Origin of the sequence: Fictibacillus enclensis (assembly GCF_001457035.1) — a bacterium.
In the GTDB taxonomy this organism is placed as follows: domain Bacteria; phylum Bacillota; class Bacilli; order Bacillales; family Fictibacillaceae; genus Fictibacillus_C; species Fictibacillus_C enclensis.
Map to the genome: position 1 here is coordinate 777,650 of NZ_KQ758617.1, position 26,685 is coordinate 804,334.

The window sequence follows — 26,685 nt, forward strand, 5'->3', positions numbered from 1 at the left end:
TAGGGGCTCGTTTCTTTTATTCGCCAAGAGTGGGTTTGGATGCTTCAGGAGAAGGGGGAAGCCCAGGCTCTGATTCAACAGTAGGCGTATTATCATTTTTCTTGTTTTTCATGGAGCTTACTTTTTCTTTTGCCTGTGATGTTACCTGGTTTGCTTTATCCTTTACTGATTCCATCATATTTGATGCTTTCTCTTTGCCGGCCATTGTTCCCAATTGCGTTTGAAGTTTGGCTTCATCTTTCATTTGCATGGTTTTTTCTTTCAGATTCGAAGCTTGGCTGGATATGCCGACTCGCATCTCTTTGCCGGATTTTGGTGTTAATAAAAGAGCAGTTGCGGCTCCGACCAAGCCCCCAACAAGAACACCTGTGGTAAATCCGGATTTTTCTTTGCTGTTATTAGTTGTAGTTGTGTATTCTTTGTTCATTGTCGAACTCCTCCTTTTCATAGTTTTTCTATACCCTGCCTGAAATAATGATAAACCTTTAGCCTGACAAGAAAAAGGACCATATGCCTCTCGCTTATTGCGGGGCATATGGTCCTCATCTCTTTATTTCAGCTCAGGGAGCATGCGGATTTCCAGAGTCATTTTTGACTTGCAAATCGGGCAATCAGGTGTTTCTTTCAGCGAGTAATCAGCTCTCATCCAGCATGTGCACTCTTCATTTTCACATGCCCAAACTTTAGTTTCTACATCAGGAACTGGTTCGATCGGGTTCTTGGAAAAAAAGGCCATGGGTATCCCCCTTAAATGTAATACTTACATTATACTCCTTTTTGGCGAATTTTATGAGTAAAATAACTTTCAAACTTTCGGAGCTGCTGTTATCGTTTCATAGATTTGGGCCATTTCGTCTGTTTTTGCACGTAAATAATCCACTAATTCAGAAGGGCTGACCACATAGGCATCAGCTCCGAACGCCCATATCCACTCTGCATAAAGGGGGAGAGCCTCCCGTGGAATAATGGTTTGAATTTGTCCTGAGCGTTTGGAGGATAATTTGGTGTTTCTGCATAAAACAGGGTGATTCAACGCTTTGTTTGTTCCGTTATTATTAAGCGTCACATGCAGGTTGAGATTCTTTTCAGGAGAAACAAGCACATTCCATTGACTGACGGGGAGAGCTGAATATTCGTTTACATGGTGGCATTCATTTTCGATTACTGCAGTCTTTATGTTTTTTAGATTCAACAGTTGAACCGTTTTTTCAGCAGGGTTATAACAGGGAGAATACCAGTTGTGCCCATTCTCAATAACTCCAATCGGTTGAAGGATGCTAATTCTGAGATCTCCTAACCATTCGTACTCAACATTGATTATGCGCTGTTCCATGGCCGCCTGGAAGAACAACGGCAAATGAACAGGAACCTGGTCAGAAAGTGGCCTATTGCCTTGCCACTTTTTTTCAATGTTGCTCAATTGTTTTATGCCGTCATCTGACAAATAATTCATCAGCTTTTCTCTAGCGGAATGGGCATCCTTGGCATAAGGGAAAGAATCACTCTCTCCAAGCCATTGAAGGGCAAATAAAAAAGACAGGGCTTCCGATTCGGAGAATCCGATTGGGGGAAGTATTTTCTCTCGCATCAGCGTGTAGCCGCCATGCGGACCATATTCAGATAGGATGGGGAGGCCCCGATCCATTAAATGCAGCAGGTCGCGTTGGATGGTCCTTGCAGAGACCTTAAATTCATCAGCCAGTTCCTTCAATGTAAACTGCTTTTTTTGGTTAATAAATAATAATAGCTGTTCTAGCCTTTTTGCCTTTGCCATTGCTTCGTCCTTTATTCTGAAAGTAGTTGTTCTAGTATTTATATCGTTCAGGACTTCAATTGTTTTACATTACTTTTATATTACTTTCCAGCTATGTGTACAAAAAAAGCACGGAAGTATACGTGTGATACACCGTGCATAAATTTCCTTTGAATTAACGTTTCGTATTGCTTTTTTTTGCCCGGTTTTCAAGTTCGGTTTTCGGGTCTTGAGCGAATTCAGCATCCTCACTTGTTCCTTGTGGCGTTACTCCTGTTGCTGCCCGCCCTTTTCCGCTGCTTTTCTTTGTCATACGATCACCTCCCTTTCTTAGCGTGGCCAACCACAAAGGAATCATTCGTTAAATTCTTCAGGTTAAAGGTTATCCTTTTGTGGAATAACTAGTGGAATAGGAAAGCCAAAGAATACAGAGGAAGTGATGTAAATGGAAATCGGTCTAGTTGGTTTGGGAAAAATGGGTTTTAATATTGCCCAAAATATGCTTGATCACGATTTTAAAGTGATCGCTTATGATACGAATAAGGAAACCGTTGATAAAATATCTTCTCATGGTGCTACCGGAGCCCATTCTCTTGAAGATTTGACTAAAAGCTTCACCGGCCGCAGAGCCATCATTCTGCTTGTTCCTGCGGGACCTGTTGTTGACAGTGTTCTCGGAGAGATTGTTCCTTATCTTGATTCAGGAGATATCATTGTTGATGCAGGTAATTCAAAATACAAGGATACACTGAGAAGGTATGAGGAATTGAAGGAAAAAGGAATTCACCTGGTGGATTGCGGAACGAGCGGCGGTACGGAAGGTGCACGTCACGGAGTTTGTGTTATGGTTGGTGGAGATGACGAAGCCGTGGAGTATATCGCCCCCCTTTACGAAAAAATTTCCATCGAAAACGGATTTATGAAAACCGGGAAAGCGGGAAGCGGTCACTTTTTGAAAATGGTCCATAACGGAATTGAATATGGCATGATGCAGGCGATTGCTGAAGGGTTTGAAATCCTGGATAAAAGTGACTTTGACTATGATTATGAAGCAGTTGCGAAAGTATGGAATAATGGCTCGGTTATTCGTTCCTGGCTCATGGAGCTTATGGAGAATGCATTTTCCAAGCAGCCGAAGCTGGAAGATATCCGGGGTGTCATGCATTCGTCAGGGGAAGGCATATGGACCATTGAAGCTGCGCTTGATTTTCAGGCAACAGCTCCTGTTATTGCATTATCCCAATTTATGAGGTTCCGATCACTTGAGGACGATACATTCCATGGGAAAGTAGTAGCAGCACTTCGTAATGAATTTGGCGGGCATGCTGTCGTGAAAAAGTAAATCATTGAAAACCTTTGCTTTATTGCAAAGGTTTTTTTTATATAATGTTATATAGGAGTGTGATATATAAGCATGATAGCAGAGAAATTTGTAAGAGAATCGAGAACGGTCAAATCAAGTGTGGTGCTGCCCCCGGACACCAATAATCATGGCACATTATTCGGGGGCAAATTAATGGCCTATATTGACGATGTGGCCGCAATATCTGCCATCCGGCATGCAAGATGCAATGTGGTTACCGCATCAACGGATTCTGTGGATTTTCTACTTCCCATCAGGGTAGGGAATTCCGTATGTCTGGAATCCTTTGTCACGTGGACACATAAAACCTCAATGGAAGTATTTGTGAAGATTATTTCTGAAAACCTGTTTACAGGAGAACGAAAAGTGTGTGCCGTTTCTTTTTTAACCTTTGTAGCGCTTGGGGAAGACGGTAAACCGGCGCCTGTTCCACGGGCTGTGCCGGAATCCGCAGAAGAAAAATGGCTTCATCAGGGAGCCGGCGAACGAGCGGTTAACCGAAGGAAGAGAAGAGAGAACAGTAAAAGGCTTGCCGAGGAATTTGGCACTCAAAAACCATGGGAGCAATAAAAATATTTTTTCGAAGAAAGTCTTTTCTTTTTTAATTGGAGTTCATCGTGTTATAATGAAATTACCTTTTTCCAGCCAGGGATACAAGAACCCTGGCTATTTTTGTGCAGAAAAAAGAGCGGGAGCTTGTCCCACTCTTACTTAGGAGAGTAAAGATTAACGACGGAATCCGCCACCAAGTTGTTGTTCAGCCATTTGTACAAGACGCTTAGTGATCTCACCACCAACAGATCCGTTAGCGCGAGAAGTAGTGTCTGCACCTAGTTGTACACCAAATTCAGAAGCGATTTCATACTTCATTTGGTCAAGAGCTTGTTGAGCTCCATTCACCAATAATTCGTTAGAGTTGTTGTTTCGTGCCATATGTATCACCTCCTTGTACTACTAGTTTGTATTACTACTTTGAAAATATGCATGGAACTTTAAAAATTTTTCAGTCACATTTTATAAAGATTTTCGTATAGTATGTTATCCCCCTATACTTTATCAGGCGCCGTGATGACCTCCCACACGGCGCTTTATTTCTGTTGATTCTTGTGAACTCGCTCCAGGTGCTATCTTTTTAGTCTTTAAGGAGTTATACTTGTATCAAAAGGGGGTGAGTCCGATCGAACCGATTCTTGAACTAATGTGTGAAATGGATGTTGTGCTGATCTCATTGGGCCTGACGCTGGCGCTGCTGGGTATCAGCAGGCACCTGATCATGCAGTGTCCTGATACTATAAAGCGAAGCAGCCAGTTAAGAATTTCAGAGACAGCCTGCACGCACAAACTTCAAAATACACCAAGCACTGTTCAAAACTTTTGTTTCATGAGAAACCGGATTGCTCTTCGGAAATACCGAAAAGAAGCACCGGATGATAATGACAGCCATTCCTTCTTGTTCTTTTTCATAGATGGACAAACAACAAGGAGGAAATGGAATGAAACAAAAGAAACAACGATCAGGACTCTCACACGGATTAAAATTTTTAATTGCTATTTTGGGAATATGGGTGCTTGCCGGCTGTAGCCGAGCACCGGTTAATGCACAAAGTCACGGCGTTTGGAGCCATTATTTTGTCTATCCGTTCTCTGAAGTGATACAGTTTGTAGCTACTTTTTTTAACGGGAATTATGGACTGGCTATCATTTTCTTGACCATTATCATTCGCTGTCTGTTATTGCCATTCACCATTTCGCAGACAAAAAATCAGCAAAAAATGAAAGAGCTTCAGCCGGAAATGAAGCGCATCCGGGAAAAATACAAGGGAAAAGACAAAGAAACCCAAGTGAAAATGCAGCAGGAAGTTATGGCATTGTATCAAAAGCATGGCGTAAACCCCGTTTCAATGGGATGTATGCCGCTGTTAATCCAGATGCCGATCCTTTTAGCTTTTTACTATGCGATCATTCGTACAAAAGAGATTGCCGCACATAATTTCCTTTGGTTTAATCTTGGGACACCTGATCCCACACACATCCTGCCAATTATTGCAGCCATTACAACTTTTATTCAATACAAAATCATCAACAGGCAGCTCGAGCAGGTCAATCCGCAAATACAGATGATGGGCTATATTATGCCGATGATCATCGTATTCTCGGCATGGAAGTTATCTGCTGTATTGCCGCTGTACTGGATTGTGGGTAACATTTTCATGACAGTCCAGAGCATTGTGTTGAACCGTAAACGCAAAAATATGCAGACTGCAGCGAATCCAAATTCCTAATATGTATGAACCCTTCGAGGATCGGAGGGTTTTTCTTTTTGGATTCAAGGAGTTGACAGACGGCGTGTAAAAATTCATCATATAGGAAGAGAAATAAGGAGTGGTAGAGATGAGAGATAAAATGGTGTTCTTTGATATTGACGGAACATTGATTGACGAAACTACCGGAAAGATTCCGGATTCTACAAAAGAAGCTCTTCATAAATTAAGGCAAAATGGCGTTCACACAGGAATTGCAACGGGAAGGGCTCCTTTTATGTTTGAACATCTGTTGAAAGAATTGGAAATGGATTCGTTTATCAGTTTTAATGGTTCGTATGTTGTTTTTGAAGGTGAAGTGATTTATAAAACTAACCTGGATGTTGAACGGTTGAAGCAGCTTGAGAAGCTTGCTGTGGAAGCAGGGCATCCTCTCGTTTTCCTCGATCATACCAGTGCGACAACGAATCTTGAGTATGCAGAAGTCGTTTATGAAAGTACGAAACATCTTCTGCCGGAGTATCCTCAGTTTGATCAAACCTACTATCATAGCAATGATGTTTATCAGGCTCTGTTGTTCTGTGATGAAGATTTTGAGCAGCCTTATCGCACCGGATACAAAGGGACGTTTGATTTTATCCGCTGGCATCAGCATGCAATTGATGTAATGCCATATGGAGGATCTAAAGCGAAAGGAATTGAAGAACTCCTGAAGCGCACCACCATTCATAGAGAAAACACCTTTTCCTTTGGTGATGCGTTAAATGACATCGAAATGCTTCAATCATCCGGAATGGGAATTGCCATGGGCAACGGAAGATCGGAAGCCAAACGTGCAGCGAACTATGTAACTAAACCGGTTGGGGAAGACGGAATCTGGCATGGCTTAAAATATGCTGGTTTAATCTAAGGTAAGGAGCGGGTGTGCTTTTTGAGTATATCCGCTTTTCAAATATAAACTGGGGGCCAAAGCATAACATTGGCTTTTTTCTTTTTTATTACATATAGTGTACTATTATATAGAAAAGAGGGATTTAGGATGAATGGAACAGGTCTTGTCCTCGAAGGCGGAGGAATGAGAGGCGTTTATACGGCGGGAGTCCTGGATTTTTTTATGGACAAGGAACTTTATTTCCCTTATATCATTGGTGTTTCTGCCGGTGCTTGCAATGCCACTTCCTATCTCTCCAGGCAAAGGGGAAGAAACCGGGTAGTGAACATTGATTTTGTTCGCCATCCGCAATATATTTCCTATAAAAACTGGTTGCTCAGGGGCAAAGGTCTTTTTGGGATGGATCTCATTTTTGATGAAATTCCGAATATCCATGTACCGTTTGATTTTAAAAGATTTAAAGAGGCGAAAGAACGTTTTGTGATCGGAACAACAGACAGTGAAACAGGAGAGCCAGTATATTTTGAAAAGGCCGACCATGAAAAGGAAATACTTACGGTCCTGCGGGCTTCGGCTTCTCTGCCTTTTATGGCTCCTGTTATTGAATATCAGGGAAATAAATTGTTTGATGGCGGTGTAGCTGATCCGGTTCCCATTCTGAAAGCGAGAAAAGATGGAAACCGTAGCAATGTCATTGTGTTGACCCAAAACGAAGGATACCGAAAAAGTAAAACCAGGATGGAATGGCTGGCTAAGAGAATCTACAGCAGGCATCCTGGAATGGCTGAGGTACTGCTGAAACGTTATGAACATTATAATGAGACGATGGAATATATTGATGATCTTGAGAAGAAAAATGAGGTATTTGTCATTCGGCCAAAAGAAAAAATGGAGGTTGGCAGAGCCGAGCGGAATCCGGTAAAATTAAATGCCCTTTATGAGCGTGGAGTTGAGGATGCCATGAACATGTACGATCAGCTTGAAGAATGGCTCTCTGAAAAAACAATCTCTAAATTATCATAAAAAGAAAGAAAGCACCGCTTGCCCGAGCGGTGCTTTTTTTAATAAAAGTATTGTATAACTTCTTCAATTTCGGGCTCTTTCATCTGAATGTCCTTTGGGGTACCCCATTGGGAGATCTCCTGCAACAGAGCCGGAGATGTGATTTTTGAACGATCATACAGAATGGTTAATTCGGAGTCGATCTGCTCTATTTTTTCAACTCCGATTATGTTCTTCGGGTTTACGCGCTCATCAAAAAGGACTTTTAGAATGCTTGGCAGTCCAATATGGTTTTTCAGCTGTTCCAAAGAACCATCCAGTACGGTTTTTCCCTGATTAATCACTATCACTCGGCTGCATAACTGTTCAATATCATCCATATCATGTGTGGTCAGAATAATGGTTTTTTGATGAGACCTGTTCATTTCTTTCAGGAATTCCCGGATGTTTTTCTTGGCTACTACATCCAGGCCAATGGTCGGTTCATCCAAAAAGAGGACGGATGGATTGTGAATCATGGCTGCTGCGAGATCAGCGCGCATCCGCTGGCCAAGAGACAGCTTTCTGACAGGAGTTTCAAGAAACCTGCCGATTTCAAGGATGTCATCATACTTCTTCAAAAAGAGCCGGTAATCTTGTTCACTAATCCTGTACATCGCTTTCAGGATTTCAAACGAATCTTTAACGGGGAGATCCCACCATAGCTGAGTTCGCTGTCCAAAAACGATTCCGATGTTCCGGGCAAGCTGTTTCCGTTCCTTTTGTGGGTTGATGCCTAGAACAGTAGCTGTTCCTGAACTGGGATGAAGAATTCCTGACAGCATCTTGATCGTTGTGGATTTGCCTGCACCGTTAGGACCGATGTAGCCTACAAATTCCCCCTCATTTATTTTAAATGAAATGGCATCCACCGCATGTTTGATCTCATACTTTGCGGAAAATAAAGAACGCATACTGTTCAGGATTCCGCGTTTTGACGGGTACATCTTGAAGCTTTTTGTAAGCTGGTTAGCTTCAATCATTTAAGATCTCCTCCTTTTATGTTCCGGTACTATGATAAAAACGGATTCCAAAGTTCCAAAAAGCCAATGCCAAATAAAAAAATAATAATGCCACAAGAACGGGCAGGAGCAGATAATAGATGTTTCCACTTTTGTTCAGTAAAAACAGCATAGGAACATAATTGATAAAAGCCACAGGGATGACAGTGAAAAAAATAAATTTCAGCCAACCGGGATAAATGTTCATCGGATAATTAGCGGCATAAAAGGGGGCGTACAAGGTGAACGTTTGAAAATCCTTAATCCGCTGGGTCCAAAATGCAATGGTTGCCGTCACTAAAGCGAGCGAAAACGAGATCACCCAACCGCATACCAGGATGACGGGAAGATAAATGAGCAGTAGCGTGATGGAATGTGTGTGGCTGACATGATACAGCGAAAGAGCGATGATGATCATTCCTTGGAGGGCCCCTCCAATTCTTGAAAGGTCGAGGTTTTTTGAAAGCAACAGCACAAGAGGGGATACCGGCCGGATCAACAAACTATCAAATTCCCCTTCAATCATATACTTTTCAAACTCATGAATTTCAGGAGCGACGGTTCGGTACAGGGAAAGCGAGACAGAAGAAATGCCGTAAAGAATGCCGACTTCATACAGATTCCAGCCCTTGACTTCATTGAAACGGTTTAATATAGCAGCGAGCATCAAAAAATCAATCATCATAACGATTCCGTAGGAGACCATGGAAAAAACAAAGTTCATCTTGTACTGCATCCGGGAGCGGATGCTCGCACTCACAAGTTTTATGTATAGCTTCAATTTCATCCCCCCTGGATTTCGACTTTTTGCCGTGCGGCAGCGGTTATCCAATGATTTGCGAAAAAAAGAACAAGCAGCCATCCCGCTTGCAAAAGCAGTACCGAATGATCCGCTTTTTCCAGGAAAATAAGAACCGGGTAATATACGACACCGGCAAAAGGGAGCCACTTTGCCAGCTGGGACAGAAATTCAGGCAGAAACGTAAGCGGAACCATTTGTCCTCCAAGAGAGAACATTAAGGTGAGAATAATAAAATGAGCCCATGATATTTCTGTGGTCCAGCAAGAGCTGATGCCAATCAAATAAAAGATATTCAGTGAAATGCCGATGGCGAGAAGAAGGGAAAGCAGGCTGTAACCAAACGTGGTCCAGTGGGAGGGTACATAAAAACCAACTGTCATTGAGAAAATCAGTCCAATGGGGAGGCTTCTGAATAAGGCATTGTAGGCGATTCTTCCAGCCTCCTGGGATACAACATAAAAATAATAGCTGACCGGCCGTGCAAGTTCAATTGATATGGCGCCGTTCCGGACACCGAGCTGGATTCCCAGTCCTGCAGTCAGAAAGACAGTCATCCACAAGATGCATTGACTGGCACCCATATAATATGTCATGTCCAATATGCTGTACGGGCTTTTTTGCTCTTTGCCCGTCAGGACACCGGTCCAAATGGCAATATACACGAAGCCAAAGATCGCCGATGCAGCATTGTTGATCAAGTGTGAAAGACGATATTGCATATTGCAGGCAAAACTTTTTCGAAAAAGATGCCAATAAACCATCCGCTGCCTCCTTTATCATGTTTTTTGCGAACAGGGTTATTAATATAGCAAATTATATGAATCGAAGCAATAGGCTGAATATTACGTTGTACGGATATTTTTTAGAAAGAAATTCCTATGAAAAACTTGGAATTCCTATTAATATTTAGTAATCTATGAGTGGAAGGTTCTGTAATATTATTGTAAAAATATCCTGGGAGGACAGATCGATGGAGACACAAACCAAAAAGAAAAAGAATCATCTCCCTTTTCGGCTTAATATCTTATTCATTGCAGTTTTTTTACTTTTTTCCATCTTGATTCTTCGTCTCGGCGTACTTCAAATTGTTAATGGTGAGGAAAAGAGGCAGGAATCCGAAGCCATTAAAAAGGAGGAAGCAAAGAAAGAGGCGCCCCGCGGGAAAATATTGGACAGGTATCAGCGTGTTGTTGTGGATAACAAGCCCTATTTCACACTGACTTATACCAAAACGAGCAGCACGAAGCCCGAGGATACTTATTGGGTAGCGAAATGGCTCTCACAGCACATAAAGGTCGACAGCAAAAAAATTCCGGAACGGGATAAAAAGGACTTTTTTATCGTAAAGAATGGGGTTGCAGAACTGCTGAAGGAAAGGCTCACTGTGGCTGAAATCAAAAAATTAAACAATGAAAAAGAGTACAAGCTGCTGGTTGAGCGGATCACCAAGGAGGATTTACATACACTTACCAAAAAAGATCTGGAAATACTTGCGATCAAACGGGAAATGGATGCCGGGTATGCCTATTCTGCTTCTCCGGTAAAGAAGAACCTGACCGATCGGGAAATTTCCATCATTTCCGAGAATTTGAATCAGCTGCCGGGCATTGATATCATGCCGGATGCCGACAGGACCTATCCGTTTGGCGATTCGCTGAAAACGATTTTTGGACGCGTGAAACAAATGCCCAAAGAGCAGCAGGAATATTTCGGTGCCATGAATTATGACCTGACAGACCAGGTTGGTGTCAGCGGTCTTGAAGCACAGTATCAGGAGACCCTGAGGGGAACGAAAGAAAGAAGTATCTTTCTTACCAACCCCAAAACAGGAAAAACGCTGGGTGAACCCAAAGTCATCCCAGGCAAACGCGGAAAAGATCTGGTGCTGACCATCGATATGGATCTGCAGGAAAAGATGGAAAAAATTCTGGAAGAAGAAATAAGGAAAGGCAGGGCTGACCGCGGAAATGAAATGATGAGGTCTGCCTACATCGTTATGATGAACCCGAAAACGGGAGAAGTCTATTCCATTGCCGGGAAAAAGATGGACAAGAATGGATCATTTGTGAATGATTCTTATGGTGCTTTGTTCGATGCCTATGAAATGGGTTCAGCTGTCAAGGGTGCAACCGTGTTGACGGGACTTCACAAAGGGGTGATTCATCCTGGGGAATACATCTATGACGCTCCTTTGAAATTTGGATCATTGACGAAAAAGTCGCATGCGAATATGGGCAGCATCAATGATTTGACCGCTTTGAAGCGATCATCCAATGTCTATATGTACAATATTGTCATGCGCCTCGGTAAATTCAGTTACAGTTCAAAAAGCTTTTATGGAGACAACCGTTATCTTGGGTTTGATGTGATGCGCTATTATTTTAGCCAGTTCGGTCTGGGAGTCAAAACGGGTATTGACTTTCCAAACGAATCTACAGGATATAACGGCGGCTACACTGACCAGCTCGGTAATATGATAGATATGGGAATTGGTCAGTTTGATACGTATACCCCCATCCAGATGGTGCAATATGTGTCCACGATTGCGAATGGCGGATACCGCGTACAGCCAAGACTTGTTAAGGAGATTCGTGAGCCTCAAACGGAAAATCATCTGGAAGGTAAGCTTGTCAAACGCTTTGAACCGAACGTCCTGAATGAATTGGATATGGATAAAAGCTATATCGAACGGGTGCAGGAAGGATTCTGGGAGGTTTACCATTCGCCCGGCGGGACTGCGACAACGTACTTTGGTAATAATCCGAAGTACCATAATCCTGCGGGTAAAACAGGTACGGCACAGGTGAAGAAATATGACAGCAACGGGAATTTTATCGCTGATAAGGATAATTTGACGCTCGTCGGCTATGCGCCTTTCGATGATCCGGAAATTGCCTATGCAATCATTGTTCCTGACGCCTCTCCCTATAGCGGTACACAGGCAGTCAATAAGCACATTGGCCAGCGCGCCCTCGAAACCTACTGGGGGCTCAAAGAAAAAACAAAGAACACGGAAGAAAATAACGATTAACAACAAAAAGAAGCACTGGGCAATCGCTCAGTGCTTTAAAAATGGGTTTTGGGTTATTGGAAAAAGATTTGCGTTAATCGTAGTTCATCAATGCACAAGGAAAAGATATGCATCTTTTCCTTGTTCGTTTGTTAGCAGAACGCACATGCACATCCAATGATGATAAGAAGTACGAACAGTACCACGATCAAGGCGAAACCACTGCCACCTGCAACGAATCCCATAGTATTTACCTCCTTTTTTATAAACTCCAACATTTCCCTTACAGTATATGGAGTCTTGTCATTTATGTATGGACAAATGCGGATAAGCATCAAAAAAGGGCGCTAAAAACAGATCAGGAATTCCATGGATTTGTTTTTAAAAAATAGACTCTTGTACTGTTTCACATAGCCCGGCCGCATCATATGTTATGGATGTAGATCATTAAATAAATATCTCGAAAGAGGAGGTAACAAAATGTCATTTGGACACGGATGTGGAAATGGATTCGCTCTTCTTGTGGTGTTGTTCATTTTGTTAATAATCATAGGTTGTGCATGCTCGTTTTGCTAAGCCCTAATCAGGCATAAGTCCGATAAGACCACTCAGATTACTGGATCTGAGTGGTCTTTTTTTTGGATTTACTGTACAGTATATAAGGTATGATAAGCACACAAAAGGAGAGTTCACATGCAAAAATACATATGGCTGCTGGCAGCAATTTTCTTTTTCTCAACTGCTTCCAGTGTCTCTGCACACACCGGTCTGGAATCCTCTGATCCGAAAGAGGGCGATGTAGTCCAAGAAGATCTCAATAAGATCACTTTAACGTTTGAAACTAAAATCGAAAATTTAAGCACCATGAAAGTAACTAGAGATGGTAAACCGGTAGATATTAAAACAGCTGTAAACGACAGGGTTTTGACGGGCACTTCACCGGATCCGTTTGAAAACGGAAAATATAACGTGGATTATAAAATCATTGGTGCCGATGGACATGTGATTGAAAAGGGATTTACTTTTACCGTAGATCAACCGGAAGAAAAGAAAGAAGCGAAAAAAGAACCAGAAAAAAACACTGAAAAAGCGCCAGCAACCAAACAAAAGGAAAAATCAGAACAAAAAGCAGAGAAAGCAGAAAGCAAAACCAATTCATCTGCCCCGTTATTTATCGTTATTGTCGTCATCGTCATTGCCATTGCGGTATGGCTGATTAAAAGAAAAAAGAAGTAGAATGGCGGAAAGGGGATATGAAATGAGTGTTGAAGAACATAAAAAAGAATCACCTTCATCAGTAAGCTGCAAAGTGATTACAGTGAGTGACACAAGGACTGAGGAAACCGATAAAAGCGGCATCTTAATAAAAGATCAACTCGTTCAAAATGGACACAGCGTTTCGCAGTATGCGATTGTAAAAGACGAAGTAGATGAAATTCGGTCCGCTGTTCTTGAAGGCTGCCAGGCAGAAGACGTAGAGGTTATTCTGATCAACGGGGGAACTGGAATTGCCAAACGGGACGTAACCATCGAAACGCTGGAGCCCCTGTTTACGAAGGAAATACCGGGATATGGAGAGTTATTTCGCATGCTGAGTTATACAGAAGACATTGGTTCTGCGGCAATTATGAGCAGAGCCGTTGCAGGCGTCATTGATTCCACCGCTGTTTTTGCAATGCCTGGATCATCCGGCGCGGTATCTTTGGCCATGAAGAAACTCATCCTTCCTGAAATCGGACATGTTCGAAGAGAAATCAATAAAGATTTGCCTAAGTAACAGATCATTTCCTTGTTCTGCCTATCTCATGTCATAAAAGGGTACAGCTGCCAATAAATTTAGTTAAGCGTGACAGACGCTGAAACTTTTTATTCGGCAGCTACGTATACTAGATTATGAAAACGCTTTATCGGGAGGTTTCAGATGGGCGGGATATTGCGGAAAGCGATTGAAGAAAGAAAAAAATTTTTGATTCAGATGCTTAAAAAGGCCGGGATCAGCAAGGAGCTGGAATCGCCATTATCCGAACTTGAAGAAGAGTATAAAAGCTGGCTCTATCAACAGGATGCTGTCATAGAACCGGGTAAAAAAGTTTAACACCTTCTTAGTGTGGGAATAAAAATAAAGCATAAGAGTCCTTCTCAGGGCTTTTTTTGTGTGAAAGAAGACCATCCTTTTTGCTATAGTATATAATGAACAGCTGCAATTAAGGGTTAAAGGAGATCACAGCATGAACATCGCTTTTTATCTATTGCCTAAAGATGAGGTAAAATATTTGAATCCTGAATCGACCATTAGGCAGGCTTTGGAAAAGCTTTCGTATCACAAATATACGTCTGTTCCCCTCGTTTCTGAGGAGGGACAATATGTCGGGACTTTGACAGAGGGGGATTTGCTGTGGAAACTGAAAGAGGCTTTTGATCTTGGTTTCCATGACGTAGTGAAAACAAAGTTAAAGGATGTACCGCAGCGGGTGAATAATATTTCGGTTTCCATTAATTCAAATATGGAAGATTTAATCACGCTTGCAACCGACCAAAATTTTATACCTGTAACGGATGATGACGGCCATTTCATCGGCATTATCCGGCGAAGGGATATTATAAAATATTGTGCACGTACCATCTGGGATAACAATAAATAAAGAAAAGGTATTGACAATTACTATATTTAGTGTGAAAGTAGGATTTAAGGAACTAAATATAGTATTATGAAACAATAGGTGTCTGTTAAAGACTTAATAGGGAATCCGGTGCAAGTCCGGAGCTGTCCCCGCAACTGTCATGTGGACGAAACGGAGATCCACTGTGTAAAGAACGCGCACAAAGCTGTGGCTTTTACATGGGAAGGTCCGGAGTAGGATGAAGCAGTAGCCAGTAGACCTGCCATTTGTTTCACGGTTTTGATTCTTCGGGGAGTGAGAAACAAAAGCGGCACCAATCTGCTTTTTGTTTTTTACATACTACGTGTCGTTTTTGGGCTCATCCAATGGATGGGCCTTTTATTTTTGTTTGAAAAGAGAGGAGAGCTATAAATGGCTACAGATATTTCAAGAGTCCAGCAGATAATTGGTGAACTCCAGGAGATTTTAGAGGAATTTCCCCAGCTGAGGCACAGAAATGAATACATAGAAAAAGTCACCTATTTTGCCCATCAGGAGGAATCCACACAAAAGATGCTGAACATGGGGGTTCTTTATGCCCTTGAGAATATTTCCATGGAAGAGCCAGACTGGACCTATGTAGCAGCAAGAATCCACCTGAAAAAGCTGTACCGGGAGGCAGCAAAGAACAGAAACAATGAATCCGGACAACCTTATGGGTCACTGTATGAACTAATTGAGCAGTTGACCGGAATGGGGATTTACGACAGCAGCCTCCTGCGAATGTATTCCAGCGCCGAAATCAACGAGCTTGAGAGCGTAATTAATCCGGATCAGGATCATAAGTTTACCTATATCGGCATTCGGACCCTGGCAGACCGTTATTTGGCTCATTCACATGAAGGCGGCGTGTACGAGCTTCCACAGGAGCGGTTTATGATCGTTGCGATGACACTGCTCTCCAGGGAGCCTGAAGAAAAGCGTCTCGGCCTGGTGAAAGAAGCATACTGGGCGATGTCGAACCTTTACATGACCGTTGCCACACCGACATTGGCGAACGCAGGAAAAAGCTATGGACAGCTGTCCAGCTGCTTCATTGATACGATGGAGGACAGCTTGCGTGGAATCTATGATTCTACAACCGATGCAGCCACTCTTTCCAAAGGGGGCGGGGGGATTGCCGTATATCTCGGTAAAATCAGAAGTCTCGGCTCCGAGATCAAAGGATTCAAAGGAAATTCCTCCGGAATCATTCCATGGGCGAAATTGCTGAACCAGACCGCCGTCAGTGTAGACCAGCTGGGCCAGCGAAAGGGAGCAATTGCCATTTACTATAATGTGTTTGGCAAGGATTTGTTTTCATTCCTTGATGCCAAGCTGAACAATGGGGACGAACGGCAAAGGGTGCATGATTTGTTTCTCGGCCTTTGCATCCCGGATTTGTTTATGGAAAAAACAGAAGCCCGGGATGACTGGTATCTGTTTGATCCCTACATGGTCAAAAAGATAATGGGCTATGAACTGGATGACTATTATGATGAAGTGCCTGGAGAAGGAAGCTTCCGTCAAAAGTACCAGGAATGTGTCCGCGCTGCAGATCAGGGATATTTTGGTGAAAAGGGGTCCGGCGGCTATGATGTTTTGCCGGCAATCGAGATTTTCAAACGCATTATGAGAAGCCAGCTCGAAACAGGTGTGCCTTACATGTTCTACCGGGACACGGTGAATCGTGCCAATCCAAATAAGCACGAAGGGATGATTTACTGCAGCAATCTGTGTACCGAAATTGCGCAAAACGGGTCAGCCACAACCGTGGAAGAAGAGATTACCGAGGATGGAAAGATAATTATCACCAAACGGCCCGGTGATTATGTAACTTGTAACTTAAGCTCCATTTCTCTTGCCAGGGCTGTAAAGGCGGATGTACTTGAACGCCTTATTCCGATTCAAGTCCGGATGCTGGATAATGTGATTGATCTGAACGAAAACCGTATTGAAGTCAAGCAGGCCGTGCTCACTAATCAAAAGTACCGGGCAATCGGACTTGGCACGTTTGGCCTTCATCATCTTCTGGCTCTTGAAGGTATCCGCTGGGAATCGGAAGAAGCGGTTCAATATAATGATGAATTGTATGAAAAAGTCAATTACCTGACCATCAAAGCCAGCAATGAATTGGCAAAAGAAAAAGGCTCCTACCCGGCTTTTGAAGAGTCTGACTGGGAGACCGGGATTTATTTTGAGCAAAGAGGCTACCAATCTGAAAAATGGCTGAAGCTCAAGGAAGAGGTTCAGGCTTCGGGTATCCGAAACGCCTGGCTGCTGGCGGTTGCACCGAATGCGACAACAAGCCTGATCGCGAATTCAACTGCTTCTGTGGATCCCATTTTCAAAAAAGAGTACTCAGAAGAGAAAAAGGATTTTAAAATTCCGGTTACCGCTCCCGACCTGACACCCCTGACGAACTGGTATTATAAATCGGCGTATGAAGTGGATCAGCATTTCAGCATTAAACAAAATGCGGCAAGGCAAAAGCATGTGGACCAATCGATTTCCTTTAACTTTTATGTGAAGAGTACGATCAAGGCAAAAGAGCTGCTGGATCTTCATATGACCGCCTGGAAATCAGGGCTGAAGACCACGTACTATACGCGGTCAACATCTGTTTCGGAACTTGAAGACTGTGAAAGCTGTTCGAGCTAGGAGGATAAGGATGAAAACATTAAGCAAACGAGAATTATACGATGTAACAGCCCCGAATGCATCAACGGGAATTCTGAATGGCAGAAGTTCAAACGTACTGAACTGGGATGATGTCCGGTACAGTTGGGCTTATCCGATGTACAAGAATATGCTGGCTAATTTTTGGACTCCGTTTGAGATCAATATGTCCGGCGACGTAAAGCAATATCAGCAGCTTTCCGGCGAGGAGAAGGATACGTTTAACAAAATTATCGGGCTTTTGGCTTTTCTGGACAGCATTCAAACCGACTATTCTTCCAGGGCTGCCGGGTATCTCACCGATTCAAGCCTTTCAGCGCTGATGACTGTGCTTTCCTTCCAGGAGGTCGTCCATAACCAGTCCTATTCCTATGTGCTTTCAAGCCTTGTAAACAAGCAGAAGCAGGATGAAATCTTTGAGTACTGGAAGCATGATAAAGTACTGCGGGAACGAAATGATTTTATAGCAGAGGGATATACGCGGTTTACGGAAAATCCGACATCGAGAACATTTATGGAATCGATTGTCTATGATGTGGTCCTTGAAGGCTTGAATTTCTATACGGGCTTTGCCTTTTTCTACAACCTGGCGCGAAACCAAAAAATGATGAGTACGAGCACGATGATTAATTATATTAATCGTGATGAACAGCTTCACGTCCGGCTGTTTTGCCAAATCTTTAAAGAATTGCAGAAAGAAGTACCGGAATTGGACAATGAAGAAACGGAGCGTTTCGTACAGGAAACCTTTAAAAAGGGGGCAGAGCTGGAAATACAGTGGGCCCGCTACATCATCGGTGACCGATTTGCCGGACTGAACATGCCGGAGCTTGAAGCGTATATTAAATTTATGGCCAACAAAAGAGTGAATGAACTCGGGGTAGAACGGCCGTTCCAGGGATTCAGGGAAAATCCGATGAAATGGATCAGGGCGTACGAGCATGTGGACAGCGGCAAGAGTGATTTTTTCGAACAAAAGCCCCGGCAATATACAAAGGTATCGGATGCAAATGGATTTGACGATCTTTAAACATGATTGATTATTGTTCTCCTGAAAGTAAACATGATAAACTGAATAACGGAGATATTGAACTCCTGCAGGACTTCCTGCAGGAGTCTGTTTTGTTTAATGAGCGCGCATAAAGAAAGGATTGAAAGCTTGTGCTTTTGTATATATGGGTTGGGATTGCAGGTATGGCCGGAGCGCTTCTGCGCTATGGACTGGGCCTTGCGGTGAGTGATATTTCGGGAGGCGGATTTCCGCTTGCTACCTTCCTGACCAACATGGCCGGATCATTTGCGCTTGGTTATCTTACGTTCCGGCTCGGGAGACGCTCATCCGCAAATCCGTATACATCCCTGGTCGTTGGTACGGGTCTGATCGGTTCGTTTACCACGTTTTCCACCTTTAGTGTAGAAAACATTCAGCTCTTCCAAACCGGACAGACCGCTACGGCTCTTCTTTACATCTTGCTCAGTTTAATCGGCGGACTTTTCATGTGCTGGGCAGGTTTTCGTTTAGGAAGCAGAGTCGCCAAAGGAGGGACCGCATTGTGACTCACATGTTGCTTGTGGCTGCGGGGGGATTTTTTGGCGCTGTGTTCCGTTTCGGAATTGGCCAATGGGTGAAAAAACATATTGTTACTGCATTTCCCCTGGCAACGTTGTTTGTGAACATTACAGGCTCCTTTTTGCTTGGATGGCTTACTGGAATGGAACCTTCTGATTCTATCAGACTGTTTTTTGGAATAGGATTTATGGGGGCATTCACAACGTTCTCCACACTTAAGCTGGAGAACATTCAATTATATCGAAAAAAGCAATGGGACGTGCTGATTCTATATTTGGCACTGAGTTACATCGTCGGCATACTGGCTGCGTTGGCTGGGTTCGTGCTGGGCAGCCGGTAATACCGGACAAGCTATTACTATACAGAGAGTAGGTAAATACAATGAAAGAAATGGTACTGTCACTTTTGGAGTGGATTGTGGGGCTTGGATATCTCGGAATTGCGCTTGGTCTTATGGTAGAAGTTATTCCAAGCGAGTTGGTTTTGTCGTATGCGGGCTATCTCATTTCGCAGGGACATCTGAGTTTTGCCGGTTCAGTTATTGCCGGAACAATCGGAGGAACCATCGCCCAGTTGTTTTTATATTGGATGGGATATTATGGCGGAAGACCCTTTTTGGAAAAGTACGGAAGGTATATCCTGATCAGTCAGAAACAGATCGATTTATCAGAAAGCTGGTTTGAGAAATACGGCAATGGTGTCATTTTCTTTGCCCGTTTCATTCCTGTTGTCCGGCATGCCATTTCAATTCCCGCAGGCATTGCAAAAATGTCATTTTCTAAATTCACGATCTATACGTTGCTGGCTATCATTCCCTGGTCGATTTTATTTATCTATCTGGGAAGCCAGCTGGGAAGCAATTGGGAAGACATTAAAACGATTGCCGCTCCATTTACGAGGGGGATTGCCATTGGCGCCATTGTCATCCTTTTCATTGTGATCGTCCTTAAAGTAAGAAAAGGAAAAAAATAAATCATACTGCTCGTAGAAAGGCCCTGTCTCAAGGGTCTTTTTCTATGTTTATGGTCATACATTTATCAAAAAAAAGCGGGCGGGTGAGGAGAATGGATGAGCTGGCGAGAAACAAAAAAATCAATGAGGTGCTTATGAGAATGAGAAGGGAACAAGAAAAAGAGGAGGTGGCCGACTGTATTTCCAGAGCCATGAGGGAATGCGGATACAAACAGGAGAATATCCAGCGGGTGATTGAGCAGGTCTATCGTCAGTTCAACCGAATGAAAACGTAAACATGCGGACAGTATGCATGTTTTTTTGTTACACTTGTTGGAGAAGTACATATCAAAAAAATAAGGATGGAGCGGTGTAGCTATGAATCAATCTTTTACTTCACTGTGCGGCATTCGATATCCTATTGTGCAGGCTGGAATGGCCGGTGGCCCGGCAACGCCGGAGTTGGCAGCGGCAGTTTCCAATGCCGGCGGATTAGGTACGTTGGGAGCGGGTTATATGGCGCCCAACGACGTAAAAGCCGCAATCAAGAGCATCAAGGAAATGACGGCCAAGCCCTTTGCAGTGAACCTTTTTCTGCCGGAGGAATTTACGTTTGACAGAGATCAGACTGAAAAAATGGAAGCAACACTCGAAGGATTTAAAGAAAGGCTGGGAATGGAGAAGTCGTCCAGGTTTACCGGATGGACGTCTCATTTTGAGGACCAGCTGGATGTGGTAATGGAAGAGAAAGTACCAGTCATCAGTTTTACATTCAATGCGCCCACCAAAGAAATAATCGACAGGCTGAAACAAGAAGGCGTGGTTACGATTGCCACTGCCACCACCGTAGAAGAGGCGGTCCGTCTCGAAGCAGTAGGCATCGATGCCATCTCGGCCCAGGGAAGTGAAGCAGGAGGCCATAGAGGGACATTTCTTGGAAGCGAAGAGCAGGCACTGATTGGCTCAATGACCTTGATTCCCTTAATTGCTGATGCGGTTTCTATTCCAGTATTAGCCGCCGGCGGGATCATGGATGCCAGGGGAATGGCTGCCGCCTTGGCGCTTGGGGCTAGCGCTGTCCAGTTGGGTACCGCTTTTTTAACAGCAGAAGAAAGCGGAGCTCATCATTTGCATAAAGAAGCCGTGCTGGAATCGAAGGAAACGGATATGAGGCTGACCAAAGCGTTTTCTGGCAAAATGGCAAGAGGCATTACAAATATTTTTATGGAAGAGATGACAGCGGTTGACAACCTTCCTCCATATCCCATTCAAAATGCATTGACTTCCGGCCTTAGGAAAGCTGCTGCCAGCCGGGGAGAAAAAGGGTATATGTCCCTATGGGCAGGGCAGGGTGCCCCGCTGGCCAAAAGAAGGCCGGCAAAGCAGGTGGTCCAAAGCCTCATCGAAGATTATAACCGGATTGCAGACGGTCTTGTAAAACTTTAAACATGAAAAAAGCCGCAGCCCCTGGACTGGGCTTGCGGCCATTATCGTTTTACGGTTTTAAACAACTCCGTCGCGTTCTCTTTTAATTCCTTTGCAGATTCTCCTACACTTTTGATGCTTTGTGTTTTATTGTAGACGTCGTATTTCAAATACTCGGTTTTTTGATTGAGCAGTGCGGTCTGGTTCGTGACGTCATTTACTTCCGCCTGCATCAGCTGAGTGGTACGGTTTAAGTTTTCGATGGTTGACTTGCTTGATTTCATTAGTTTAACAGCATAGACTCCAAGGAAGACCAATGCTGCGACAACAATTGCAATGCTAATCCAGATGATGACCAAAATAATGCCCTCCTTCAATCTCTTTATTCTTGTGATACCCATTATACTTATCATACAAACAAAAGCCGGCTGATATTCAGAAGATCAGTCGGCTTTTTTTAATGGGCATGTATTGCAGCAAGTGCCACCGTCTGTCCGGTAGTACAGGCAGCATGTTTTTCGCTGCTGAAATTGATGGTCTTCATATCTGGCAGCCAATTCGATGAAAGGATTGGAGGCTGTTCCAAAGTGAAAGCCTTGCGCCTGCTCCATAAGAAATTGGTAGTCGTCTATCAACCTTTCATGAATTTCAGAAGGATGGTTTTCGCCTTTCCACGTGTTATATAGCCAGGCGATATAAAGTAACGCATTCTCCCAAAGCATCGCTTTCGATGCTTTTGTGCTTGCAGCCAAGTAATCCAGCATCACCGATATGTTTTTGGCGAAAAGTGTTTCAACAACCGATGATCTCCAATTTTCCCGGTTTCCGGCCATAGGCATCCCATCACTGTTTTGCAGAGAAAAAGACGGCAGCCAGCTGTGTTCTTTTTCGCTATCTTCCTCTTCAATGATCACCACATTTTCCAGACGAATATCAAACTGCTTATTCAGCATTGACAAGGCATAAAGGGAAGAGGTGAGAATGCAGAAAACATAGCGCTTAAAGAACATAGACGCGATGACTCTTTTCTCTTTGGAACCGATTTTATCACCCACGGTTTCCATATAGGAAAGCATGCGTTCTTTATTTAATAGGAGAGAGGCCGGAAAGGCAGCCTTTTCATTTGAAAAATGGAATTTAAAGCTGGAGCGTTTTTCAATATCAGTCCTTTCCAAAAGGGACCAGCCGTTAAGGTTAGGCATATTGTGCTGTGGGTAAGCCATTTTTCGCGATTCTCCCCTTTCCGTATGGAATGCACATTGGTGTACCGAATAAAGGATCTTCAATAATTTTGCATGGCATATGAAAAACATCAGCAACCAGTTTTTCATTCATGATATCTTCAGGACAGCCTTGAGCGGCTACAGAATGATTCTGGATGGCCACAAGATGGTGGGCATACCGGCATGCCAGGTTAAGATCGTGAAGGACCATTACAATGGTGCGTTTTTCCCTTGCATTCAGCTCAAAGAGCAGATCAAGTATTTCAATCTGGTGTGTCATGTCCAAATAGGTAGTCGGTTCGTCGAGAAGGATGGTTTCCGTTCCCTGGGCAAGGGTCATAGCAATCCACGCACGCTGTCTTTGTCCTCCTGAGAGAGAGTCAACACTTCTTTCTGCAAATTCAAGCATATTAGTTGCCTTCAAAGCCTGTGTAACCGCCTGTTCGTCTTTCCTGGACCATTGTTTCAACCATGATTGGTATGGGTACCTTCCTTGTTTAACCAGCTGGAGAACAGTCAGGCCCTCCGGTGCTACTGGTCCTTGTGGTAAAATAGCCAGCTCTTTTGCCACGTCCTTTGTTGAACGTTTGGCGATGTCCTTCCCATTTAAAAGAATTGCTCCTTCTTCTGGTGCCAAAAGGCGCGCCATGGAACGCAAAAGTGTCGATTTTCCACACCCGTTACTGCCGATTAAAACGGTGATTTCCCCTTTTGGTATCGAAAGATTCAGGTCTTGAATCACAGGTTTTTTTCCATAAGATAATGTTAGAGATTCCGTTTCAAGAATGGACATGAGATCGCTCCTTAACCATGATTTTTAAATAGCAGGTAAATAAAATAGGGAGCACCGATGGCAGCGGTGAAAACTCCTGCTGGAACTTCCAGCGGTGAGAAAATTGTTCTACCGGCCAAATCAGCGAGCAATACGATAATGGCCCCAAGAAAGCCGGATACAGGAAGCAGTGCGCCGAAGGAAGAGCCAACCAGCCTTCTGGCAATATGCGGCCCGACCAGGCCAACAAATCCGATGGCTCCTGTAAAAGCGACGGCCGAGCCAGCAAGGGCCGTACTAATCAGCAGTAATAAAAAACGGTTCTTGTTCACGGAATGCCCAAGACTTGCGGACACGTCATCACCGAGCTCCTGAACGTTCAGTTTTCTTGCGAATGCAAGCAAAAGAGGTGTCAGGATAAGAAACCACGGCAATAGACTATATACATCTTTCCAGTTTGTCGCATAAACCGTACCAGTCAGCCAGATCGTTGCCTGCGGAGCAGCATAAATGGGTCCGAGTACGATCATGAGTGTTGTCAGGGCCTGGGCTGCGGTCATCAGGCCCACACCAATTAAGATCAGCCTTACCGGTGAAATTCCGCGTTTCCAGGCAAGCAGGTAAATCAAGGCTCCCATAAGAAATGCCCCGGTTACAGCAGCAACAGGCAAATAACCGATGCTCACTGTCAAATTGTTGCTTTGGCTGCTGAAGACCGTTATAAAGGTAACGGCGGCAAAGCCAGCGCCTGATGTAATGCCAAGCATATCTGGCGAAGCGAGTGGGTTTCGGATGATCCCCTGCAAAATGGCACCTGCCAGAGAGAGGGAAGCCCCTGCAATCACCGCAATCAGTATTCTGGGAAGCCTGAATTCATGTATAACAACATTGTTAATGCCAGCACCAGTCCCAGTTAATGACTTTATGACGTCCAGAGGAGATATATACAGCTCCCCAACCCCGATGCTTACCGACATGATGGCCATTGTTATAAAAATGAGAATCAGTGAAGTGAACAGGGTTTTTTTTTCTATCAGAAACGAAAATCTTTTGGACCTTGCTGTAATATACTTGCTCATTTAAACGATCCTTTTCGGGCGATATGAATAAAAAACGGCGTACCGATCAAGGCGGTCATCACACCAACCGGAACTTCTTCCGGAAGTACGATGTATCGGGCGCCAATGTCGGCAGTGATCAGCAGTATCCCGCCAAATACAGCGGAAAAGGGAATAACCCAGCGATGGTCATTTCCGACAAGATAACGGGCGAAATGAGGAACAACAATACCGATAAAACTGATTGGGCCCGCCACTGCGACGGATCCACCCGCAAGTAGCACAATCAAGACACCGGCCAGGACCTTAAAGAGCAGTGTCCGCTGGCCGAGGCTTTTGGCAACATCTTCACCAAGTAAAAAGGTATTAAGCTGGCGGAACATCAGCAAGGAACCGATCCAGGCAATCAGAAGATAAGGAAGCACCGGATATAGAAATTCCAGTTTTCTGCCCTGTATCGATCCTGCCAGCCAGAATAGTACTTCTTCCAGCGCTTTTTGATTGGCCACAAGCATTCCTTGTGTAAGAGAGGCAAACATTGCAGCAATAACTGCACCAGCCAGTGTCATTTTTATTGGCGTTAAACCGCTGCGCCCGGCAGAACCCAATATGTATACGGCCAAAGCCGAGACAGTTGCACCAAGAAACGCAATCCAGGTGAATTGCTGAAGAGAACTGATTTGAAAGAATGAGACAGCCATTACAATAAAAAAACCAGCTCCCGCGTTCAATCCGAAAATATCAGTGGATGCAATTGGATTCCGTGTCACCGCCTGCAGCAGCACACCGGCCAATGCCAGTGAAATTCCAACTGCCGCACCGATCAAAGCGCGGGGAAGACGGGCATTTCGTATAATAAGATGCTGATTGGATCCATTAAAATCAGTGAATGCTGCAACAGCTGTTTTCCAGCTTGTGTCGGTGTATCCAAATACAACACTAAGTGCCATACAGACAGCCAACAAAAGAACTGCCAAAGCGAGAATGGCAATCTTCGCTTTTGATGATTGAATTACTCCGTTCATAAGGACCTCATTATTAGAAATTTACAATTATAGTTTAAAAAAGATAAAGCAGCATGTCAATGAATTTGAAAATCATTATCAATTACTGTTGACTTTTATTTTTACTTTCAGGTATGATTTGTCTGTAAATGAAATTCATTATCAATTGGGGGAGAAGAAATTTGAATACCGCAAAATCTACATATTCAAAATGGGGAATGATTATAGCCATTCTTTCGCTGATGCTTTTGGCAGCTTGCGGAGGGAATGATGGAAAGGAATCATCCGGGGAAGATTCTAAAGGATACAGTGTTAAGCATGCGATGGGGACAACCGAGGTAAAGAGCGCAAAACGCGTTGTTGTTTTGACGAATGAAGGAACAGAAGCGGCGCTGGCAATGGGGGTAAAACCTGCTGGAGCCGTTAAATCCTGGCTCGGCGATCCATGGTATGATCACATAAAAGATGATATGAAAGGTGTAGAGGTGGTTGGTGACGAAAGCCAGGTTAATCTGGAAAAGATCGCTTCCCTTAAACCGGATCTTATTATTGGAAATAAAATGAGACAAGAAAAAATTTACGATCAATTAAATAAAATTGCACCTACTGTTTTTGCAGAAGATTTGCGCGGCAACTGGAAAAAGAATTTCAAATTGTATTCCAAAGCATTAAATAAAGAAAAAGAAGGAAACAAGGTAATCAGTGATTACGATCAGCGCGTAAATAAGATCAGTGAAAAAGCGGGAGATAACCTGAACAAGGAGATATCTGTTGTCCGTTTCATGCCAGGGGTTTCCCGCATCTACTTATCCAACTCGTTTTCCGGTGTGATCCTTGACCAGCTTGGCTTTAAACGTCCGAAGGTGGAAAGCAAGGATAATTTTGCAGCAGAAGTATCGAAAGAACAAATTCCGCAAATGGATGGTGATGAACTGTTTTACTTTACTTATGAAGCAGGGGACGGAGGAGCGACCAAACAGGAAAAAGAATGGACCAATGATCCGCTCTGGAAAAACCTAAAGGCAGTGAAACAGGGCAACGTCCACAAGGTTTCTGATGCCATCTGGAATACAGCAGGAGGCGTGAAGGCAGCGAACCTGATGCTTGATGACATTGAAAAATATTTGGTGAAATAAGAAGAACAAATGAAGCTCGTGATGCCGTATCACGGGCTTTTTTTAATGTTCTGATAGCGTTCTGTGTAATAATTCACACGATGTTCTTCTTCAATCAGGAGGATT

Annotated in this window: 34 protein-coding genes and 1 riboswitch; of the genes, 20 read left to right on the plus strand and 14 right to left on the minus strand. The window is 43.6% G+C overall.

The annotated features are described in order from the left end of the window. Nucleotides 1-16 precede the first annotated feature (16 nt). From AS030_RS04145 to sspL, 4 genes are all read right to left on the minus strand, one after another. The gene (locus AS030_RS04145) at nt 17-535 is read right to left on the minus strand and encodes a YtxH domain-containing protein (RefSeq protein ID WP_082635692.1); all 519 of its coding nucleotides are present in this window, start codon (nt 533-535) and stop codon (nt 17-19) included. Nucleotides 536-550: 15 nt separating this feature from the next. Further along, nucleotides 551-736, minus strand: a complete 186-nt coding sequence (locus AS030_RS04150) for a cold-inducible protein YdjO-related protein (RefSeq protein WP_061968729.1) — start codon at nt 734-736, stop codon at nt 551-553. A gap of 69 nt (nt 737-805) precedes the next feature. Further along, the gene (locus AS030_RS04155) at nt 806-1,774 is read right to left on the minus strand and encodes a helix-turn-helix transcriptional regulator (RefSeq protein WP_061968731.1); all 969 of its coding nucleotides are present in this window, start codon (nt 1,772-1,774) and stop codon (nt 806-808) included. Nucleotides 1,775-1,928: 154 nt separating this feature from the next. After that, a complete protein-coding gene (gene sspL / locus AS030_RS04160) occupies nt 1,929-2,066 on the minus strand; it encodes a small, acid-soluble spore protein L (RefSeq protein ID WP_061968733.1) in 138 nt (45 codons plus the stop codon). Between the two features lie 132 nt (nt 2,067-2,198). Here sspL and gnd point away from each other — a divergent pair, with 132 nt between their 5' ends. Together gnd and AS030_RS04170 are read left to right on the plus strand one after the other, a co-directional pair. Beyond that, complete coding sequence (gnd, locus tag AS030_RS04165; protein ID WP_061968736.1) at nt 2,199-3,095, plus strand: phosphogluconate dehydrogenase (NAD(+)-dependent, decarboxylating); 897 nt, start codon at nt 2,199-2,201, stop codon at nt 3,093-3,095. Between the two features lie 72 nt (nt 3,096-3,167). Then, nucleotides 3,168-3,686: an acyl-CoA thioesterase gene (locus tag AS030_RS04170; protein WP_061968738.1), complete on the plus strand. Its 519-nt coding sequence runs from the start codon at nt 3,168-3,170 to the stop codon at nt 3,684-3,686. 156 nt (nt 3,687-3,842) lie between these two features. On the opposite strand, the gene AS030_RS04175 is transcribed toward AS030_RS04170, so the two are convergent. Next, entirely contained in the window at nt 3,843-4,049 is a 207-nt protein-coding gene (locus AS030_RS04175) for an alpha/beta-type small acid-soluble spore protein (protein WP_061968741.1), read from the minus strand. Nucleotides 4,050-4,269: 220 nt separating this feature from the next. Between AS030_RS04175 and AS030_RS23435 the strand changes: the two genes are divergently transcribed. From AS030_RS23435 to AS030_RS04190, 4 genes are all read left to right on the plus strand, one after another. Further along, on the plus strand, nt 4,270-4,698 hold the full coding sequence (locus tag AS030_RS23435) for a hypothetical protein (protein ID WP_141687017.1): 429 nt from the start codon (nt 4,270-4,272) through the stop codon (nt 4,696-4,698). Continuing rightward, a complete protein-coding gene (gene yidC / locus AS030_RS04180) occupies nt 4,610-5,398 on the plus strand; it encodes a membrane protein insertase YidC (protein ID WP_061968743.1) in 789 nt (262 codons plus the stop codon). The genes AS030_RS23435 and yidC overlap by 89 nt, the downstream gene beginning before the upstream one ends. A 109-nt stretch (nt 5,399-5,507) precedes the next feature. After that, nucleotides 5,508-6,287, plus strand: a complete 780-nt coding sequence (locus tag AS030_RS04185) for a Cof-type HAD-IIB family hydrolase (protein WP_061968746.1) — start codon at nt 5,508-5,510, stop codon at nt 6,285-6,287. A 129-nt stretch (nt 6,288-6,416) separates the two neighbouring features. Further along, nucleotides 6,417-7,292 (plus strand): patatin-like phospholipase family protein, encoded by an 876-nt coding sequence (locus tag AS030_RS04190; RefSeq protein ID WP_061968748.1) that lies wholly within the window; start codon nt 6,417-6,419, stop codon nt 7,290-7,292. 38 nt (nt 7,293-7,330) lie between these two features. Here AS030_RS04190 and AS030_RS04195 read toward each other — a convergent pair whose 3' ends face one another. Genes AS030_RS04195 through AS030_RS04205 form a run of 3 tightly spaced genes read right to left on the minus strand, consistent with a single transcriptional unit; the run spans nt 7,331 to nt 9,874 of the window. After that, entirely contained in the window at nt 7,331-8,293 is a 963-nt protein-coding gene (locus AS030_RS04195) for an ABC transporter ATP-binding protein (protein ID WP_061968751.1), read from the minus strand. 16 nt (nt 8,294-8,309) lie between these two features. Further along, on the minus strand, nt 8,310-9,092 hold the full coding sequence (locus tag AS030_RS04200) for an ABC transporter permease (protein WP_240482204.1): 783 nt from the start codon (nt 9,090-9,092) through the stop codon (nt 8,310-8,312). A 2-nt stretch (nt 9,093-9,094) separates the two neighbouring features. Continuing rightward, complete coding sequence (locus tag AS030_RS04205) at nt 9,095-9,874, minus strand: ABC transporter permease (protein ID WP_061968755.1); 780 nt, start codon at nt 9,872-9,874, stop codon at nt 9,095-9,097. Between the two features lie 209 nt (nt 9,875-10,083). Between AS030_RS04205 and AS030_RS04210 the strand changes: the two genes are divergently transcribed. Next, nucleotides 10,084-12,144 (plus strand): peptidoglycan D,D-transpeptidase FtsI family protein, encoded by a 2,061-nt coding sequence (locus AS030_RS04210; RefSeq protein WP_061968758.1) that lies wholly within the window; start codon nt 10,084-10,086, stop codon nt 12,142-12,144. A 131-nt stretch (nt 12,145-12,275) separates the two neighbouring features. Here the strand turns inward: AS030_RS04210 and AS030_RS23440 are convergent, their stop codons facing one another. Continuing rightward, nucleotides 12,276-12,368 (minus strand): YjcZ family sporulation protein, encoded by a 93-nt coding sequence (locus AS030_RS23440; RefSeq protein WP_074440456.1) that lies wholly within the window; start codon nt 12,366-12,368, stop codon nt 12,276-12,278. Nucleotides 12,369-12,603: 235 nt separating this feature from the next. Between AS030_RS23440 and AS030_RS22870 the strand changes: the two genes are divergently transcribed. The 12 genes from AS030_RS22870 (at nt 12,604) to AS030_RS04265 (ending at nt 21,408) form a co-directional block, all read left to right on the plus strand. After that, on the plus strand, nt 12,604-12,699 hold the full coding sequence (locus AS030_RS22870; RefSeq protein ID WP_074440457.1) for a YjcZ family sporulation protein: 96 nt from the start codon (nt 12,604-12,606) through the stop codon (nt 12,697-12,699). A 117-nt stretch (nt 12,700-12,816) separates the two neighbouring features. Then, nucleotides 12,817-13,359 (plus strand): copper resistance CopC family protein, encoded by a 543-nt coding sequence (locus tag AS030_RS04220; protein ID WP_061968763.1) that lies wholly within the window; start codon nt 12,817-12,819, stop codon nt 13,357-13,359. Nucleotides 13,360-13,381: 22 nt separating this feature from the next. After that, nucleotides 13,382-13,900: a MogA/MoaB family molybdenum cofactor biosynthesis protein gene (locus tag AS030_RS04225; RefSeq protein WP_061968765.1), complete on the plus strand. Its 519-nt coding sequence runs from the start codon at nt 13,382-13,384 to the stop codon at nt 13,898-13,900. 144 nt (nt 13,901-14,044) lie between these two features. Then, on the plus strand, nt 14,045-14,218 hold the full coding sequence (locus tag AS030_RS23445; protein ID WP_156412554.1) for a hypothetical protein: 174 nt from the start codon (nt 14,045-14,047) through the stop codon (nt 14,216-14,218). Between the two features lie 133 nt (nt 14,219-14,351). Next, entirely contained in the window at nt 14,352-14,765 is a 414-nt protein-coding gene (locus AS030_RS04230; RefSeq protein WP_061968768.1) for a CBS domain-containing protein, read from the plus strand. 59 nt (nt 14,766-14,824) lie between these two features. Next, a riboswitch (cobalamin riboswitch) is annotated at nt 14,825-15,025 on the plus strand. Between the two features lie 130 nt (nt 15,026-15,155). Continuing rightward, nucleotides 15,156-17,423 (plus strand): ribonucleoside-diphosphate reductase subunit alpha, encoded by a 2,268-nt coding sequence (locus AS030_RS04235; protein ID WP_061968770.1) that lies wholly within the window; start codon nt 15,156-15,158, stop codon nt 17,421-17,423. Between the two features lie 10 nt (nt 17,424-17,433). Further along, nucleotides 17,434-18,471 carry a ribonucleotide-diphosphate reductase subunit beta gene (locus tag AS030_RS04240; RefSeq protein WP_061968772.1) on the plus strand — a complete coding sequence of 346 codons (1,038 nt, stop codon included), beginning with the start codon at nt 17,434-17,436 and terminating at the stop codon, nt 18,469-18,471. 131 nt (nt 18,472-18,602) lie between these two features. After that, nucleotides 18,603-18,998, plus strand: coding sequence for a fluoride efflux transporter CrcB (gene crcB, locus AS030_RS04245; protein WP_061968775.1), 396 nt, complete (start codon nt 18,603-18,605; stop codon nt 18,996-18,998). Between the two features lie 5 nt (nt 18,999-19,003). Then, complete coding sequence (crcB, locus tag AS030_RS04250; RefSeq protein ID WP_061971526.1) at nt 19,004-19,351, plus strand: fluoride efflux transporter CrcB; 348 nt, start codon at nt 19,004-19,006, stop codon at nt 19,349-19,351. A gap of 41 nt (nt 19,352-19,392) precedes the next feature. Further along, nucleotides 19,393-19,983 carry an undecaprenyl phosphate transporter UptA gene (gene uptA / locus AS030_RS04255; RefSeq protein WP_061968777.1) on the plus strand — a complete coding sequence of 197 codons (591 nt, stop codon included), beginning with the start codon at nt 19,393-19,395 and terminating at the stop codon, nt 19,981-19,983. A gap of 92 nt (nt 19,984-20,075) precedes the next feature. Beyond that, nucleotides 20,076-20,258, plus strand: coding sequence for a hypothetical protein (locus AS030_RS04260; protein ID WP_061968779.1), 183 nt, complete (start codon nt 20,076-20,078; stop codon nt 20,256-20,258). A gap of 82 nt (nt 20,259-20,340) precedes the next feature. Then, nucleotides 20,341-21,408, plus strand: a complete 1,068-nt coding sequence (locus AS030_RS04265) for an NAD(P)H-dependent flavin oxidoreductase (RefSeq protein ID WP_061968781.1) — start codon at nt 20,341-20,343, stop codon at nt 21,406-21,408. 41 nt (nt 21,409-21,449) lie between these two features. On the opposite strand, the gene AS030_RS04270 is transcribed toward AS030_RS04265, so the two are convergent. The 5 genes from AS030_RS04270 to AS030_RS04290 form a co-directional block, all read right to left on the minus strand. After that, on the minus strand, nt 21,450-21,746 hold the full coding sequence (locus AS030_RS04270) for a DUF948 domain-containing protein (RefSeq protein ID WP_061968783.1): 297 nt from the start codon (nt 21,744-21,746) through the stop codon (nt 21,450-21,452). Nucleotides 21,747-21,830: 84 nt separating this feature from the next. Continuing rightward, nucleotides 21,831-22,610 carry an IucA/IucC family C-terminal-domain containing protein gene (locus tag AS030_RS04275; protein WP_061968786.1) on the minus strand — a complete coding sequence of 260 codons (780 nt, stop codon included), beginning with the start codon at nt 22,608-22,610 and terminating at the stop codon, nt 21,831-21,833. Continuing rightward, a complete protein-coding gene (locus AS030_RS04280) occupies nt 22,582-23,403 on the minus strand; it encodes an ABC transporter ATP-binding protein (protein ID WP_061968788.1) in 822 nt (273 codons plus the stop codon). Before AS030_RS04280 ends, AS030_RS04275 begins: the two co-directional genes overlap by 29 nt. 11 nt (nt 23,404-23,414) lie before the next feature. Beyond that, nucleotides 23,415-24,461, minus strand: a complete 1,047-nt coding sequence (locus tag AS030_RS04285) for a FecCD family ABC transporter permease (RefSeq protein ID WP_061968790.1) — start codon at nt 24,459-24,461, stop codon at nt 23,415-23,417. Continuing rightward, the gene (locus tag AS030_RS04290; protein ID WP_061968792.1) at nt 24,458-25,465 is read right to left on the minus strand and encodes a FecCD family ABC transporter permease; all 1,008 of its coding nucleotides are present in this window, start codon (nt 25,463-25,465) and stop codon (nt 24,458-24,460) included. Before AS030_RS04290 ends, AS030_RS04285 begins: the two co-directional genes overlap by 4 nt. Before the next feature lie 197 nt (nt 25,466-25,662). Here AS030_RS04290 and AS030_RS04295 point away from each other — a divergent pair, with 197 nt between their 5' ends. After that, nucleotides 25,663-26,580, plus strand: coding sequence for an ABC transporter substrate-binding protein (locus AS030_RS04295; RefSeq protein ID WP_061971529.1), 918 nt, complete (start codon nt 25,663-25,665; stop codon nt 26,578-26,580). Nucleotides 26,581-26,685 lie beyond the last annotated feature (105 nt).

Bases quoted from the DNA above. Each gene is read 5' to 3' on its own strand.
- AS030_RS04145 (WP_082635692.1), bottom strand. From the start codon at position 535: ATGCCCCGCAATAAGCGAGAGGCATATGGTCCTTTTTCTTGTCAGGCT.
- AS030_RS04150 (WP_061968729.1), bottom strand. From the start codon at position 736: ATGGCCTTTTTTTCCAAGAACCCGATCGAACCAGTTCCTGATGTAGAA.
- AS030_RS04155 (WP_061968731.1), bottom strand. From the start codon at position 1,774: ATGGCAAAGGCAAAAAGGCTAGAACAGCTATTATTATTTATTAACCAA.
- sspL (WP_061968733.1), bottom strand. From the start codon at position 2,066: ATGACAAAGAAAAGCAGCGGAAAAGGGCGGGCAGCAACAGGAGTAACG.
- gnd (WP_061968736.1), top strand. From the start codon at position 2,199: ATGGAAATCGGTCTAGTTGGTTTGGGAAAAATGGGTTTTAATATTGCC.
- AS030_RS04170 (WP_061968738.1), top strand. From the start codon at position 3,168: ATGATAGCAGAGAAATTTGTAAGAGAATCGAGAACGGTCAAATCAAGT.
- AS030_RS04175 (WP_061968741.1), bottom strand. From the start codon at position 4,049: ATGGCACGAAACAACAACTCTAACGAATTATTGGTGAATGGAGCTCAA.
- yidC (WP_061968743.1), top strand. From the start codon at position 4,610: ATGAAACAAAAGAAACAACGATCAGGACTCTCACACGGATTAAAATTT.
- AS030_RS04185 (WP_061968746.1), top strand. From the start codon at position 5,508: ATGAGAGATAAAATGGTGTTCTTTGATATTGACGGAACATTGATTGAC.
- AS030_RS04190 (WP_061968748.1), top strand. From the start codon at position 6,417: ATGAATGGAACAGGTCTTGTCCTCGAAGGCGGAGGAATGAGAGGCGTT.
- AS030_RS04195 (WP_061968751.1), bottom strand. From the start codon at position 8,293: ATGATTGAAGCTAACCAGCTTACAAAAAGCTTCAAGATGTACCCGTCA.
- AS030_RS04205 (WP_061968755.1), bottom strand. From the start codon at position 9,874: ATGGTTTATTGGCATCTTTTTCGAAAAAGTTTTGCCTGCAATATGCAA.
- AS030_RS04210 (WP_061968758.1), top strand. From the start codon at position 10,084: ATGGAGACACAAACCAAAAAGAAAAAGAATCATCTCCCTTTTCGGCTT.
- AS030_RS23440 (WP_074440456.1), bottom strand. From the start codon at position 12,368: ATGGGATTCGTTGCAGGTGGCAGTGGTTTCGCCTTGATCGTGGTACTG.
- AS030_RS22870 (WP_074440457.1), top strand. From the start codon at position 12,604: ATGTCATTTGGACACGGATGTGGAAATGGATTCGCTCTTCTTGTGGTG.
- AS030_RS04220 (WP_061968763.1), top strand. From the start codon at position 12,817: ATGCAAAAATACATATGGCTGCTGGCAGCAATTTTCTTTTTCTCAACT.
- AS030_RS04225 (WP_061968765.1), top strand. From the start codon at position 13,382: ATGAGTGTTGAAGAACATAAAAAAGAATCACCTTCATCAGTAAGCTGC.
- AS030_RS23445 (WP_156412554.1), top strand. From the start codon at position 14,045: ATGGGCGGGATATTGCGGAAAGCGATTGAAGAAAGAAAAAAATTTTTG.
- AS030_RS04230 (WP_061968768.1), top strand. From the start codon at position 14,352: ATGAACATCGCTTTTTATCTATTGCCTAAAGATGAGGTAAAATATTTG.
- AS030_RS04235 (WP_061968770.1), top strand. From the start codon at position 15,156: ATGGCTACAGATATTTCAAGAGTCCAGCAGATAATTGGTGAACTCCAG.
- AS030_RS04240 (WP_061968772.1), top strand. From the start codon at position 17,434: ATGAAAACATTAAGCAAACGAGAATTATACGATGTAACAGCCCCGAAT.
- crcB (WP_061971526.1), top strand. From the start codon at position 19,004: ATGTTGCTTGTGGCTGCGGGGGGATTTTTTGGCGCTGTGTTCCGTTTC.
- uptA (WP_061968777.1), top strand. From the start codon at position 19,393: ATGAAAGAAATGGTACTGTCACTTTTGGAGTGGATTGTGGGGCTTGGA.
- AS030_RS04260 (WP_061968779.1), top strand. From the start codon at position 20,076: ATGGATGAGCTGGCGAGAAACAAAAAAATCAATGAGGTGCTTATGAGA.
- AS030_RS04265 (WP_061968781.1), top strand. From the start codon at position 20,341: ATGAATCAATCTTTTACTTCACTGTGCGGCATTCGATATCCTATTGTG.
- AS030_RS04275 (WP_061968786.1), bottom strand. From the start codon at position 22,610: ATGGCTTACCCACAGCACAATATGCCTAACCTTAACGGCTGGTCCCTT.
- AS030_RS04280 (WP_061968788.1), bottom strand. From the start codon at position 23,403: ATGTCCATTCTTGAAACGGAATCTCTAACATTATCTTATGGAAAAAAA.
- AS030_RS04285 (WP_061968790.1), bottom strand. From the start codon at position 24,461: ATGAGCAAGTATATTACAGCAAGGTCCAAAAGATTTTCGTTTCTGATA.
- AS030_RS04290 (WP_061968792.1), bottom strand. From the start codon at position 25,465: ATGAACGGAGTAATTCAATCATCAAAAGCGAAGATTGCCATTCTCGCT.
- AS030_RS04295 (WP_061971529.1), top strand. From the start codon at position 25,663: ATGATTATAGCCATTCTTTCGCTGATGCTTTTGGCAGCTTGCGGAGGG.